Raw genomic sequence first — 13,652 nt, forward strand, 5'->3', positions numbered from 1 at the left:
TCAGTGTATAGATACTGTATTGCTAATCCCTAAGTCACAAGCCAGCCGGGTCATTCATAAAAGTCATCAATCGAAATCCATGGCTGTGGCCATTATCAATACTAGTAAAACTGTCTATATAATGTATATGTCTGTCTCCAATAACAATAGCTCCTGAAGTCTTACCAACGTAAGTATGATAATGCCCATCTATAAAATCCGTATGAAATTCAATCTCATGTGTATGGTCATTATTATCAATGGGAACAGCTTCCCCGGTTGTTGCCACAAAACGATGATAGTGTTTATCTTCCGCAGATTTTAAGTATCCTTGGACTTCATGAACATGGTTCTGGAGACTTGAAGGTTTTGCATTAAAACTTAATTTTATATATCCCAAACCTTTCCACTCCTTTATATTATCTCTAATACCACAAAAAAATACATTTTAGATTATAATATGCAGAAGTTTTATAATTGTCACACTTGACTAATTTGTCATTGGGACTAACGTGTCGTTCTGACTAATTTGCCATGGACAATTACCATCTTACCAGACGATAATATACCTTTGCTGTGAGACGGTAAACTAATATATAAGCTAGCATAAATACAATACAGGTCACAACCATACACCAGGTGGTTAATGCCGTATCATATAAATAAAATAATTCCATTAATTTAATAATCATATGTCTGGCAAAAGCCACATGCAGTAAAGCACTAACTAAAGGCAGAAAGAATACCAGCAGTATCTGTTTATTAATCGTACGTTTTACTTCAACGTCATCCATACCTACCTTTTGCAGGATAACAAAACGCTCCTTATCCTCATATCCTTCTGACACTTGTTTAAAGTAGATAATCAGAATGGTAGCCGTTAGAAATTCAATTGCAAAGAATATTCCCAGAAAAAGTAATCCGCCATATACTCCATATCCTTCATTTATATCATCAATGATAGACTTACTGCTAAATCCCTTTGGTGATTCTGAAAATATATCTCTAATTGCTCGATTGAAGTCTTCATCTGCGGTTTGGGGATTTCTCAGATTAATACCAATAAAGCTTTGTCTTTCCGTCTCCTCATCAGCACCCCTCTTTAATATCTGAAGCAGCTCTTTTTCTGCCTTTTCATCTGCTGTTACAATGAATAATTTATCTTCCATTGAGCTGTTTTTTCTGACCGTGAATTTTGATTCTTTCTGCACATATTTAACCTCATAAGTACCAGGCATCTTAGGCTTAGATGTTACATCAAGACTATTTCCCGGCAATAAAATAACCTGTTGTTCTTCAAGCACTTCCTCCGTATTGTTCATTCGATTATAATCCTTAAGGGAAATAAAATTAACATCAATTAAATATTTTGTTAAATAATCAATAGAGTCGTAGTCAAAATTAGACGGTACCTCCCTAGTTCTTGAAATCTCACCATCCAATAAGCTGGCAAATGCATCGCTATACTTGTAATACAAGATATCTTCTAGTTCAACATTATATTCATCTGCTGTTGTTTCTATCTTTTTTATTATTTCCTGGTACTTTTTATCACTATATTCTTCCTGCACTGTAATAGAAATATCATCTCTATTCATAGACTTTATTATTGAATCCATTCCCAAATAAAGTGCTGTAGTAGTAGATACCGTAACCAGTACCATGGTAGATAAGATACATATAGCTGCCAGCCCTGAGGCATTTTGCTTCATACGATGAAACATACCGGATATGGAGATAAAATTATTTGCCTTATAATAAAAACTCTTTTTCTTTTTCAGCACCGTTAGGAAAAACAAACTTCCGGCTTCGAACAATAAATTTGTGGCTATAATAACCGCCATAACTGCTATAAAGAATTGAGTGAGTGCCTTTATAGCATGGTCAACCGTAGATGCTGTATAATATGCCCACCCTAAAAAACTTAATCCAAGAAGGGTTTTTATAAATACAAAGCGAACCTTTTTCTCACCGATGTTTCCACCTTTTAACAAATCGATAGGATTTGCGAGACTAACTTGTAATAGATTAAATAAGGAGGTAAGAATAAATATAACTGCAAATAATAATATTGTTATAACAAAAGCTTCCGGTGGTAAATCAAATTTACTCTTTGGAGAAACATGTAAGGAATAATATAACAGCATAAAGATTAATTTACCAAAAACACAGCCGGATATAATACCAAGCAAGATGGCTCCTGCACTAAGCATTAGATTTTCCCAGATAATTACCCTGCCTACATGACGTTTTTCCAGCCCCAGAATACCATACAGTCCAAATTCCTTCTTTCGGCGCTTCACCAAAAAACTATTGATATACAGCATGAATGTTACCATTAGTATAGTCATAACAACCATACCCAAACCAAACATAGATTTTAAAGTGTCTGCAGAAGGTACGTCTGCAATCCCTCTAGAAAACATAATAGTAACAACCATAAAATAAATACTTACCATGGTTATATAGGCTATCGTAAAAGGAACATACATCTTCTTATCCCTTTTTAAGTTGGTGGCTGCTAATTTAAAATAAAGGTTCTTACCCAATGTCAACACCTCCATCAGAAAGCACTGACAGATTGGATACTATCTTATCAAAGAAATCCTTTTTGCTGTCATCACCACGATACAACTGACTGAATAATTCTCCATCCTTAATAAACAGCACTCTGGAAGCATAGCTGGCTGCCATGGAACTGTGCGTAACCATCATAATAGTCTGCCCTTTTACGTGAAGTTCTTCAAACATACCAAGTACTTTTGCGGAGGCTTTGGAATCCAACGCTCCTGTAGGTTCATCCGCCAGTATCAATTTTGGATTGGTAATAACTGCTCTTGCCATAGCGGTTCTCTGCTTTTCACCTCCGGATACTTCATAAGGAAATTTATTCAACAGTTTAGTAATTCCAAGCTGTTCTGCTAAAGGCAATAATCGTTTTTCCATTTCTTCAATTGTTTCACCCGATAATACCAAAGGAAGTAAAATGTTATCTTTCACGGAAAAGGTATCCAACAGATTAAAATCCTGAAATACAAAACCAAGATTTAATCTACGAAAGGCTGATAATTCTCTATCCTTTATATTTTTAAGACTTTTGCCTTCTAAAATAACATCTCCTCCTGATGCTTTGTCCAGTGAAGCTATTATGTTTAATAACGTCGTTTTACCGGAACCGGATGCTCCCATAACTGCAACAAATTCTCCTTTTGACATTTCAAAGGAAACATCCTTTAATGCAATCACCTGCTGCCCTCCCATTCGGGTATTATATACTTTTTTAAGATTTTGTACTTGTAATAATTCCATAAATTCCTGCCTTTCTTTATTCTATCTGCAATGTTTTTAGCAGACAATACTTTTTAGCTGATACTAGAATTATAGAAAAACAAGTACTTTTCTGCCATGGATTTAGATTACATTTAAGCTTCATTTCTTACATTTCTGTCACTTTTCTAATCAATCAGCATATCTGCCCTGGGAAAGCTTACAATTGCCTTTGTACCAACGGACACCTTCGATTGTATCTCAATGCCAATTGACAGGTTATCACATACCTTTTTCGCAAGATACAGTCCGATTCCACTTGCCTTCGTATCAATTCTTCCATTATAACCGGTATAACCCTTTTCAAATATCCGCTTAATATCTTCTGCTCGTATTCCCATTCCGGTATCTTCTATTATCAAAACTTCTTTTTTCAGGTATATTTTAATACTTCCCCGATTGGTGTATTTTATTGAATTAGAGATAAGCTGCTCTATGACAAAAGACAGCCATTTACTGTCAGTTTGTATCTTAATGTCTATCTCACCAAGCTCTAGAGATATTTTTTTATAAATGAATAAAGGAGCATACTTTTTAACACTATGATTAACAATACCTGCTAAATCGTACTCTTGAATCACCAGGTCAGAGGATAGCTTATTAATTTTTACATATTGCAGTGCCATCTCTACATATTGCTCTATTTTAAATAATTCCTGCTTAATTAAAGGAACATCTGCACCATGCTGGTTTTGCAAAGATAATGCCATTGCCGAAATAGGCGTCTTAATCTGATGAACCCACAGAGTATAATACTCCATCTGATCAGCATGGGATTTTTCCAGAAGCCCCACATTATATTTAACTACCTTATAAAGCCCTTCTACAATTTCCTGATAATTACTTTCTAATGCATTATCTGCATGAGGCATATCATGGATGTCCCAGGTTAAATGTTCTAAAATTGTACGCATCTTTACCAGCTTTTCTTTAAAACGTATAAAATCTCCTATAAACCAAACTAAATATACGAAAGTAAGAATGAAACAACTGTAAAGGATTGAGCCCATTGGATTTTCATATAATGCATGTATCAGAGGAAAGAACACCCAAATGCACACTATAAAGAAAAAGCTATACTTTCGGTATTTAAAATACTCTTTCATCATGCAGCAGATACCCCATTCCCTTCTTCGTCTGAATAATATCCCGTATACCGTGTTCTTCCAGCTTTTTGCGAAGTCTGTTAATATTCACAGTTAGAGTATTATCATCTATAAAGCTGTCACTGTCCCATAGGTATGTCATAATATCTTCACGGGATACTACTGTGTTTTTTCTCTCCATTAACAATTTAATTATTTTGTATTCATTTTTTGTCAATTCAATATTCGTGTTTTCAAACGTTAAAGTTGTATCACTAATATTTAAAATCATCCCTCCTGCTTCTAGGTTTTGATTCTCCATATAATAGGTATAGGTTCTGCGAAGTATCGCCTGTAGCTTAACAATAACCACATCCATGGAAAAAGGTTTTGTAATATAATCATCCCCACCCATATTCATTGCCATCACAATATCAAGATTCTCTGTATGTGAAGATAAAAAGATGATTGGAACTTTAGAAAGTTTACGAATTTCGCTGCACCAGTAAAAACCATTAAAAAATGGCAGAGATATATCCAGCAATACCAGATGGGGCTGCATTTTAGTAAATTCAGCCATTACCTGATTAAAATCTCTTACATAGTCTGAAGCAAAGCCCCATTTTTTTAAGTTCTCATTTACTAAAGAAGCAATGGTCAAATCGTCTTCAACAATTAAAATTTTATATATCATAAGGTATCACTTTTCCTCTTCCTTTTAAGTATAGTACAAACTCTTTTTCATTATATTCCAAAATCTTCTGTATGAAAAGTTTTTCGCAAAAAATCTTGACATTTAAGTTATGTCTATGTATTATTGTATTAAGCAACTAATACAATAATACAAGTAGAGAGGAGGCCAGGAAATGCAATGGGAACTTAATTCAGAGCGGCCGGTTTATATCCAGCTTATAGAACAGATACAAAGCCGGATTATTACAGGGGTTTATCTGCCGGGAGACAAATTACCATCTGTCAGAGATTTGGCAGCTGAGGCAGGTGTAAATCCCAATACAATGCAAAAAGCTTTAACAGAATTAGAAAGAATAGAGCTGGTTTATGCAAATCGAACCAGCGGCAGATACATCACTTTAGACCAAGAATTAATTAAACAGTTAAAAAAACAATCTGCCAAACAACATATTCAGGATTTTTTAGAAAAAATGAATCAGTTAGGCTACGAAATCAATGAAATAATAAGCTTAATACCCGATATTGCCAGTGATATGAAAAAAATGACATGATACAGAAAGGAATGGGGTAAGTGATGGATACAAACAAGAATGTTATTTTACAATGTAATGCAGTTACAAAAAATTTTTCCGGTTATGCCGCACTGTCAGAGGTTAACCTTACCTTGGAAAAAGGAAGGATAATTGGTCTGCTTGGTCCTAACGGGAGTGGAAAATCAACCTTATTAAAGTTAATAAACGGTCTATTGGTACCAGACACAGGAACCATCCGAATTGCAGGTTATGAACCCGGGATTGAAAGCAAACGAATCGTTTCATATCTGCCGGAGAGAACCTATCTTGCAGATTGGATGCGCGTGATGGATGTACTGAATTTCTTTCAGGATTTCTATGATAATTTTGATAAACACAAAGCATATGACATGTTAGAAAGACTTAATATAGACCCGAAGAAGCGTTTAAAAACCTTGTCTAAAGGTACAAAGGAAAAGGTTCAGCTTATTCTTGTTATGAGCCGAAAAGCTGACTTATACTGTTTAGATGAACCCATCGGAGGCGTTGACCCCGCATCCAGAGATTACATTCTAAATACCATAATAACCAATTATAACGAGAATGCAACTGTTTTAATCTCCACACATTTGATTGCTGATATTGAAATGGTATTGGATGAAGTAATTTTTATAAAAAACGGGCAGGTTACTCTACACGCACCTGTTGATGATGTCCGCACCAAAGAAAACAAATCCATAGATACTTTATTCAGGGAGGTATTTAAATGTTAGGAAAATTATTAAAACACGAACTTAACGCAACCACCAGAATTTTTCTGCCCATTTATGCGATATTATTACTAATTTCCTTAATGAATCGTTTTACATTCCACTTAAAGATATATCAGGGTACCTTACCAATTATATCTTCTCTCTTTCTCTTTATGTATGTTATCACGATTATATTAGTATTGGCAGCAACAGTAATTCTGACCATCATCAGGTTTTACAAAAACCTGCTAACGGATGAAGGCTATTTAATGTTTACACTTCCGGCTAAGACGCACCAGCTAATTAATTCCAAGCTGTTAGTTCATTTATTCTGGACTCTGATGAGTGTTTTAATTGTAATTGCCTCCTTATTTCTTGTGTTTGTGACCCCGGAGAATATGCCATTCATTAAAGGAGAACTTACTAAAATATACTTAGAATTGCAAGTTCTTACAGCAGGAAGGGAAATTAGCTTTGTTCTTCCGTTTCTTTTCTTTTGTATAGTAGGTCAATTCAGTACTATCTTATCAATCTATGTATCCATTGCACTGGGTCAGTTATTTCATGGCCATAAAATACTTGGTGCCTTTATATCTTATATCGGAATTTATACAGGTATGCAGATCATTACTTTGGTAATAATCTTAATCGTTGCAGTACTTAACCTGAATACTTTCGAACAACTGGCGCAGCTAGAACAGCTTAGTACAGCGGCCGTTAATTTCACTTTCCTGTTAAGCACTATATTCTTACTTGTTATTAGTGCAATATTTTATTTCGTAACCAATTATATTCTGAAAAGAAAATTAAATCTAGACTAAAAATACTGCCAGGCGAGTAATCAGAACAGATTACTTCCTGGCAGTATTCTATTTACGTAATCTGGTGTTCTCAAATCGATTCAATGTCTGCAAGCAATAAATTAGACTGTCAAACCTCGCCTCATAATCACCATCATTTAAAGTGCAATCAATAGACATAGCCATGTCATTTAAGAGCTTTTCCGTAATTTCTTTTTTCTTCCCTATTAAGATATGTAGCTTATTCTCATAGGTATCTGCATCTAAAAATTCCATCAGCACAGAATTAACACCCAATACCTCCGTTTCTATGGCAGGTACTGTTTCAACTGCTGTATCCACTATAGCTTGCTGATTTCGGGCTATATCTGTATGTTTTTTCTCCGTAGTCTCTACCGTACCTTCTTTTAGTAGGCTAACCTGTTCAAACCGATACCTTTGTAAGAGATCCGGATATTTATCCTTATCCACTTCACTTATAAACATAGTAAGCGGTCGTACATATATTCCATAATCCCCATACAATGCCTGATACACAACCATATCTTCTCCACTCTCAGAATGCTTAGCCAAGGCAATAATCTGATAAAGCTTATTCTTAAAATGTCTGTAAAACTGCCCTGGTTTTGGTATCCTCTCCTGCGCCAATCCTGTCCATCCTTTCCACGATTCAGTTATCTACCCTGCCATTCTCCTATCAATTATTTTTATTATGGCAAAACAGCTGACTGTAAGAACAGCCAATATAATAATTGCAACTCCCTGAGGTATGATACTCTGTACAGCTAAGACTTCAGCAGTAACTGCTAAAATCATAATAAGTACCTGCAACAGATTCAATAGAACATTTCTATGGCTGGTCTCTTCTATCTGTCTCTCCTTATCATTAGAAACAAATACCATTCTGTTGGCAGCTTCTTCCGCTATCCGTCTTTCGACAACTTTATGCCGTAACCATTCCTCAAGGCTGTCTTCTGCTATTCCATTTAGCCGTATTTCTTCATGTTCCTTATCCAATCTTTATCCCCTTCCCATCCGCTTAAAACCTGGTCAAACCATCCTTTGTTACAATTCCGTATATATATTTAACTGCTTCGGGCTGCTGTTGATCTAGGGTATATGCTTTTAGATATCTTGTTGCAGCAGCCGAAACCTTCGCTGCATCGTTACCATACAAGGTCGCAAGTGCTTCTCCTGCCTTTACCTTATCGCCTAATTTTTTGTGAATGCGAATACCCACACTCAAATCAATTTCGCTATCCTTTGTCTCTCTGCCGCCCCCTAAGACTAAAGAGGTCATACCAATTTCATCCGTTATAATTCTTGTAACATAGCCGTCCTTATCTGCCAATACTTCTTTTTGTATGGAAGCTTTCGGGAATAATTCCGTATCAAATACTGCACTATCATCACCACCCTGGGCACGGACAAATTCAGCTAATTTATTAAGAGCGGTTCGGTCAGCAATCGTTCTCTCAAGCATTTCTCTAGCTTCTTTAACCGTTACTGCTTTCTTTGCACCATAGAGCATGTAGCTCCCAAGAGTTAAACTAACTTCTAATAGGTCCGCAGGCCCATTTCCCTGTAAAGTCTGAATCGCTTCCGCTACTTCAATTGAATTTCCTACTGCATTTCCAAGAGGCTGATTCATATCAGTTATAACAGCATACGTCTCTCTTCCAACACCATTGCCAATCTCGACCATAGCTTCTGCCAATGCAATTGAATCATCTAAAGTCTTCATAAAAGCCCCGCTGCCGGTTTTAACATCCAGAACAATTACATCTGCCCCGGAAGCAATTTTTTTACTCATAATGCTACTTGCAATGAGAGAAATATTATCGACTGTTGCTGTTACATCTCTTAACGCATATATTTTTTTATCTGCCGGCGCTAAATTTGCAGTCTGTCCGACAATAGCCATCTTCATTTTATTCACATTTTCAATGAATTTTTCTGTTGGTATAGATGTTGAGAATCCTCTAAAGCTTTCTAACTTATCTATTGTTCCCCCTGTATGACCCAACCCTCTTCCTGACATTTTTGCAACTGGAATACCCAGCGCAGCTACCATAGGAGATAATACAAGAGAGGTCTTATCACCAACCCCTCCCGTGCTGTGCTTGTCTACCTTTACGCCATCAATTGCAGATAAATCAAGCATGTCCCCGCTGTGTGCCATTGCCATGGTAAGAGCTATGGTTTCATCTTTATCCATTCCTTTTAGGCATACTGCCATTAAAAAAGCAGACATCTGATAATCCTTTATGGCTCCACTGGTAAATCCATCCACAATAAAGTGGATTTCCTCATTCGTCAAAGTCTCTCCGTATTTCTTTTTACTGATTAAATCATACATATTCATAAGGTTGCCTCCGTTTAAATTCTTGTTTTATTCTCATATTTTTAGAATTATTAATTTTATAAGAATTATTAATATATCCGATTTGTATGTTTATCTATCCCATAGTACTATTGATGAATCGTCCTACTTCTTATTATATTAGTTTACAGAAAATTATTCAACAAATATTCTTTTGTAATGCCTTGCTTTAAACACATTTTTTTGATACTATTATTAAACTATCTTTTTTGTCCCCGGGAATTAATGTAATAATTTCATTAAATTTTTCGTCCTGGTCTTGACAAATTCCTTGTATTAGGCTAGCTTGACACATGTAATTACCTGTGATATATTTGCGTAAGGTTTACATTACAGTTCAATAGTTTAACATACAAACGAATAGGAACTGTCATGAATAACAGTATAAAGAATTATGGGAGACAATGGGGCTTATGTCCAAGATATATATGTTCCATTGAGGAGGTTTATTATGTTCCTAGAAAGTAAGAGAAAGGCAAAAGCACAGCTTAGCAGAGGTATATCAACATGGCATTAAGACTAATACGATTAAACGACGACCCTACTTTACGAAAGAAATGCAGACCAGTAGAAATAGTTGATGATAAAATTCGTCAATTGCTGGATGATATGGCGGAGACTATGTATGACGCTGATTTCAGCGAAGGATTATCTGCTCCCCAGATTGGCGTTTTAAAGCGACTGGTAGTGATTGATATGGGACAAGGTTTGATAAAACTGGTTAATCCTGTTATCGTTGAAAAAACAGGCACTCAGGTAGTTACAGAAGGCTGTTTAAGTTTACCCGGTACCTGGGGAAATCTAGAGCGTCCTTCTAAAATAGTAGTGAATGCTTTAGATGAGAATGGAAAAGAGATAACTCTCACTGCCACAGGAGACATGGCAAAATGCCTTTGCCATGAAATAGATCATTTGGATGGTGTCCTTTTTACAGATTTCGTTACAGAATATCTGGATTAACAGCACTTTTTTGCCTTATATTTACAGTTTTATGCATAAATATAAATTTTGTTGACTTAAGGGAAAAATAAGTTTAAAATGCTTTTATATGCTAAAGCGAAAGGAGTATCCAAATGAGTTTTAATATTATCAAAAAAGTTATATCTCCCTCTGAGCTGTTAAGTACGTATCCTTTAACCGCAAAAGATATCTTAGTAAAACAAGAAAGAGACAGGCAGATAAAAGATGTTTTTACGGGTAATTCTGATAAATTTATTGTTATAATTGGCCCTTGCTCCGCTGACAATGAGGATTCTGTCTTAGATTATATCAACAGACTTGCTAGAGTACAGGAAAAAGTAAAGGATAAGCTGATACTGATTCCCAGAATCTATACCAATAAACCCAGAACTACCGGTGAAGGTTATAAAGGAATCGCACATCAGCCCGATCCTGAAAAAGAACCGGATTTACAGGAAGGCTTAATAGCCATGAGAAAAATTCATCTGCGTGCCATAGCTGAAACCGGACTGACAGCAGCCGATGAGATGCTATACCCGGAGAATTGGCCTTACGTAGAAGATATCCTTTCCTATGTAGCAGTTGGTGCCAGGTCTGTTGAGGACCAGCAGCACCGCCTTACCATCAGCGGTATGGATTGTCCGGCCGGTATGAAAAATCCTACCAGCGGAGATTTTTCTGTTATGCTAAACTCCTGCGTTGCAGCACAAGCAAACCATACCTTCCTATACCGTGCTTACGAAGTAGAGACAAGCGGTAACCCGCTTGCACATGCTATCTTAAGAGGTGCGGTAAATAAGCATGGACAGTCTATCCCAAACTATCATTACGAAGATCTTGTACATCTTCTAGAGATGTATAATCAAAGAGATTTGGCAAATCCGGCTGTTATTGTCGATGCAAACCATGCCAATTCCAATAAATTATATTCCGAACAGCCCCGTATTGTTGGTGAAGTACTTCATAGCCGTCAGGTTAATTCTGAACTTGCAAAATTAGTAAAAGGTGTGATGATTGAAAGTTATATTGAATCGGGTAGTCAGAAAATATCCGAACATATTTACGGAAAATCCATTACAGATGCTTGCCTTGGCTGGGAAGAATCAGAGAAATTACTGTATTATATTGCAGATCGTATATAGAATTTACAAAAAAGAAGCATTGATTCCATCAACGCTTCTTTTTTAGTATATAAATTATTGTATTAAGCTAATGTATAAATTATGTTTAATTATGCACTTTTAGGAATAAGCTTCACACTATCGATTATAACTCTAAATTAGCTCTGGGATGAGATTGGGCATAAACTTCTGTAATCTTACGTGTGCGGTTCTGCATATACAACTGCGTGGTTGATATATCCGAATGTCCCATAAACTCCTGTAGACTCTTTAAATCCGCCCCATTTTCCATCATATGAACCGCAAAAGAATTCCTTAGAACCTGAGGTGTTATATCATCTTGTATTCCCGCGCTGCGTCCATATCCTTTGATGATTTTCCAAAAACCTTGTCTGCTCATAGGTTCTCCGGACAAATTGGTAAAACAGTAATTTGTCTCAATTGCTCCAAGCAACTCACCTCTGGTCTGTTTTAAATATTTTTCCAAGGCTTGTTTAGCCATAGTACCAAATGGTATCATTCGTTCTTTATTTCCATTGCAGCAACGGATAAACTTACCTTTTAGATGAATGTCCTCTATCTTAATAGCTATCAATTCAGATACTCTTATTCCGGTGGCATATAATAATTCCAGCATTGCCTTGTCTCGAATGCCCTTTAGCGTATCCGTGTCCGGTTGGTTAAGCAAGTCATTTACCTGATCTGTTGTTAAAGTATGGGGGGCTTTTTTCTCCACCTTAGGCGCTCTCATTCGCTCAGATGGATCTTCCTGTATTATCCCCTTTTTAATCATATATAAAACAAATGCTTTGATTGAAGCTATGTTTCTTGAGACAGTAGCCGGCGACATGCCTTCCCGCTCCATGTTTAATATGTAAGAATTTAAGCTTGTTTCATTAATTTTCCCTGTTTCAGTAATGTTCAGGCTATTTAAGTATCTTATCAACTTTATCAAGTCATTCTGATATGACATAATCGTATTGGCAGAAGCTTTTTTAACCTCTGACATATAATTTATAAATTCCTGCAACGCGGCCTTCATATAAACTCCCATCTGTGTACTTTTAGTACACATAAAAATCAAGTTAAACCTAACTCTCTTTGTACTCCCTCAGTACGAAAGGAAAGCGTCAGCTCTTTTGTAACTTATATAGTAATTTCCTTGTATAGTAACTAATCCACAAAAGAATCTCAAGTATTCATTATCTAACATTATAAAGATAACTTATGATAAATGCAAACCCTATTTCATCAATTTACATAACATATTCTTCTTGTATTGTAATAAATTATTAAAATAATACCAGAATTTTTTTCAATAATGCCGAACCTACATAGGTTTCCAGTAAACAACCCAAAAATAGAGCAAACCCAAGAAAAAGAACTAAAACTATCGTCCTTATTATTTTTTCAGATTTACCCTTTTTACTCAAATTATCATAATGAAGGCTGCGACATAGCCAAAAACCTCCTCTTAAACACAAAAATGCTACCGGTAAGTATAAAAGGTAGTGAGGGAACGTATATCCAAAGATAAGTAAAACCCCTTTCAGGCCATACTTTGAAATTAGAACCGTTACAAAAAAGCTACCCTGGAATCCACAGTATAAAATACTGAGTGCTATATAGGGAAGTCCGAGAACTGTGGCAGAAACAATCCAAAACAATACAAAAGGCTGAAAGATATTCCAAAGAACATAGCCAAATAAAACAGATTCATCAATTGCAGAATTTTTTATCTTATTAATATAATCAACATCCAGAATACTAATGCTGTCCCAATAATATTCCCGGAAAACTTTTGCGAACACAAAGCCGCAGATTACTCCAATAACCAGCAGTACCAGCCCAAATTTCACTTCACCAAGCTTTCTTAATTGCATTTTGATAAAATTCACGGTATCACCTGTTCCTTTCCCTGACAGTAAACAGCTAAAGGCTTAGACATTCCTTCTGTTACCATAAACATATGATAAAACACAAAAAATAATTACCTTAAAGTAAAGCACATCAAATAAACTGCTGTCATTTTGACTCGGA

The 13,652-nt window shown here is 35.9% G+C and carries 15 protein-coding genes; 5 read left to right on the forward strand and 10 right to left on the reverse strand.

Going from position 1 to position 13,652, the window contains the following annotated elements; translation table 11 throughout:
- Positions 1 to 34: 34 nt before the first annotated feature.
- The 5 genes from acsn021_RS14405 to acsn021_RS14425 all read right to left on the reverse strand — a co-directional run bounded on the left by acsn021_RS14405 (position 35) and on the right by acsn021_RS14425 (position 5,082).
- Positions 35 to 379 (reverse strand): YmaF family protein, encoded by a 345-nt coding sequence (locus acsn021_RS14405; protein WP_184094050.1) that lies wholly within the window; start codon positions 377 to 379, stop codon positions 35 to 37.
- A 142-nt stretch (positions 380 to 521) separates the two neighbouring features.
- Positions 522 to 2,528 (reverse strand): ABC transporter permease, encoded by a 2,007-nt coding sequence (locus tag acsn021_RS14410; protein WP_184094053.1) that lies wholly within the window; start codon positions 2,526 to 2,528, stop codon positions 522 to 524.
- The gene (locus acsn021_RS14415) at positions 2,521 to 3,288 is read right to left on the reverse strand and encodes an ABC transporter ATP-binding protein (protein ID WP_184094056.1); all 768 of its coding nucleotides are present in this window, start codon (positions 3,286 to 3,288) and stop codon (positions 2,521 to 2,523) included. The genes acsn021_RS14410 and acsn021_RS14415 overlap by 8 nt, the downstream gene beginning before the upstream one ends.
- A 146-nt stretch (positions 3,289 to 3,434) precedes the next feature.
- On the reverse strand, positions 3,435 to 4,220 hold the full coding sequence (locus tag acsn021_RS14420; RefSeq protein ID WP_184094059.1) for a sensor histidine kinase: 786 nt from the start codon (positions 4,218 to 4,220) through the stop codon (positions 3,435 to 3,437).
- A gap of 175 nt (positions 4,221 to 4,395) precedes the next feature.
- The gene (locus acsn021_RS14425) at positions 4,396 to 5,082 is read right to left on the reverse strand and encodes a response regulator transcription factor (protein ID WP_184094266.1); all 687 of its coding nucleotides are present in this window, start codon (positions 5,080 to 5,082) and stop codon (positions 4,396 to 4,398) included.
- 175 nt (positions 5,083 to 5,257) lie between these two features.
- Between acsn021_RS14425 and acsn021_RS14430 the strand changes: the two genes are divergently transcribed.
- From acsn021_RS14430 to acsn021_RS14440, 3 genes are read left to right on the forward strand one after another with little or no spacing between them, the layout of a single operon-like run.
- Entirely contained in the window at positions 5,258 to 5,635 is a 378-nt protein-coding gene (locus acsn021_RS14430; protein WP_184094062.1) for a GntR family transcriptional regulator, read from the forward strand.
- A gap of 23 nt (positions 5,636 to 5,658) precedes the next feature.
- Positions 5,659 to 6,369, forward strand: coding sequence for an ABC transporter ATP-binding protein (locus tag acsn021_RS14435; protein ID WP_184094065.1), 711 nt, complete (start codon positions 5,659 to 5,661; stop codon positions 6,367 to 6,369).
- A complete protein-coding gene (locus acsn021_RS14440; RefSeq protein ID WP_184094067.1) occupies positions 6,363 to 7,169 on the forward strand; it encodes a hypothetical protein in 807 nt (268 codons plus the stop codon). The genes acsn021_RS14435 and acsn021_RS14440 overlap by 7 nt, the downstream gene beginning before the upstream one ends.
- Positions 7,170 to 7,217: 48 nt before the next feature.
- Here the strand turns inward: acsn021_RS14440 and acsn021_RS14445 are convergent, their stop codons facing one another.
- From acsn021_RS14445 to acsn021_RS14455, 3 genes are read right to left on the reverse strand one after another with little or no spacing between them, the layout of a single operon-like run.
- A complete protein-coding gene (locus acsn021_RS14445) occupies positions 7,218 to 7,796 on the reverse strand; it encodes a DUF1653 domain-containing protein (RefSeq protein WP_184094070.1) in 579 nt (192 codons plus the stop codon).
- Between the two features lie 30 nt (positions 7,797 to 7,826).
- A complete protein-coding gene (locus acsn021_RS14450) occupies positions 7,827 to 8,165 on the reverse strand; it encodes a hypothetical protein (protein ID WP_184094073.1) in 339 nt (112 codons plus the stop codon).
- A 22-nt stretch (positions 8,166 to 8,187) separates the two neighbouring features.
- Positions 8,188 to 9,513 (reverse strand): pyrimidine-nucleoside phosphorylase, encoded by a 1,326-nt coding sequence (locus acsn021_RS14455; protein ID WP_184094076.1) that lies wholly within the window; start codon positions 9,511 to 9,513, stop codon positions 8,188 to 8,190.
- A gap of 525 nt (positions 9,514 to 10,038) precedes the next feature.
- On the opposite strand from acsn021_RS14455, the gene def reads away from it, so the two are divergent.
- Together def and acsn021_RS14465 are read left to right on the forward strand one after the other, a co-directional pair.
- Positions 10,039 to 10,491 (forward strand): peptide deformylase, encoded by a 453-nt coding sequence (def, locus tag acsn021_RS14460; protein ID WP_184094079.1) that lies wholly within the window; start codon positions 10,039 to 10,041, stop codon positions 10,489 to 10,491.
- A gap of 113 nt (positions 10,492 to 10,604) precedes the next feature.
- Positions 10,605 to 11,633, forward strand: a complete 1,029-nt coding sequence (locus acsn021_RS14465) for a 3-deoxy-7-phosphoheptulonate synthase (RefSeq protein WP_184094082.1) — start codon at positions 10,605 to 10,607, stop codon at positions 11,631 to 11,633.
- 124 nt (positions 11,634 to 11,757) lie between these two features.
- On the opposite strand, the gene acsn021_RS14470 is transcribed toward acsn021_RS14465, so the two are convergent.
- The gene (locus acsn021_RS14470; RefSeq protein WP_184094084.1) at positions 11,758 to 12,654 is read right to left on the reverse strand and encodes a site-specific tyrosine recombinase; all 897 of its coding nucleotides are present in this window, start codon (positions 12,652 to 12,654) and stop codon (positions 11,758 to 11,760) included.
- 250 nt (positions 12,655 to 12,904) lie between these two features.
- Positions 12,905 to 13,510 carry a stage II sporulation protein M gene (locus acsn021_RS14475; RefSeq protein WP_184094087.1) on the reverse strand — a complete coding sequence of 202 codons (606 nt, stop codon included), beginning with the start codon at positions 13,508 to 13,510 and terminating at the stop codon, positions 12,905 to 12,907.
- Between the last annotated feature and the right edge of the window lie 142 nt (positions 13,511 to 13,652).

The organism is Anaerocolumna cellulosilytica (assembly GCF_014218335.1).
Taxonomy (GTDB): Bacteria; Bacillota; Clostridia; order Lachnospirales; family Lachnospiraceae; genus Anaerocolumna; species Anaerocolumna cellulosilytica.

What these genes read in the sequence shown, in the direction of transcription:
- acsn021_RS14415 (WP_184094056.1), bottom strand. Translation starts at nt 3,288, where the DNA reads ATGGAATTATTACAAGTACAAAATCTTAAAAAAGTATATAATACCCGA.
- acsn021_RS14420 (WP_184094059.1), bottom strand. Translation starts at nt 4,220, where the DNA reads ATGCGTACAATTTTAGAACATTTAACCTGGGACATCCATGATATGCCT.
- acsn021_RS14430 (WP_184094062.1), top strand. Translation starts at nt 5,258, where the DNA reads ATGCAATGGGAACTTAATTCAGAGCGGCCGGTTTATATCCAGCTTATA.
- acsn021_RS14435 (WP_184094065.1), top strand. Translation starts at nt 5,659, where the DNA reads ATGGATACAAACAAGAATGTTATTTTACAATGTAATGCAGTTACAAAA.
- acsn021_RS14440 (WP_184094067.1), top strand. Translation starts at nt 6,363, where the DNA reads ATGTTAGGAAAATTATTAAAACACGAACTTAACGCAACCACCAGAATT.
- acsn021_RS14455 (WP_184094076.1), bottom strand. Translation starts at nt 9,513, where the DNA reads ATGAATATGTATGATTTAATCAGTAAAAAGAAATACGGAGAGACTTTG.
- def (WP_184094079.1), top strand. Translation starts at nt 10,039, where the DNA reads ATGGCATTAAGACTAATACGATTAAACGACGACCCTACTTTACGAAAG.
- acsn021_RS14465 (WP_184094082.1), top strand. Translation starts at nt 10,605, where the DNA reads ATGAGTTTTAATATTATCAAAAAAGTTATATCTCCCTCTGAGCTGTTA.
- acsn021_RS14470 (WP_184094084.1), bottom strand. Translation starts at nt 12,654, where the DNA reads ATGAAGGCCGCGTTGCAGGAATTTATAAATTATATGTCAGAGGTTAAA.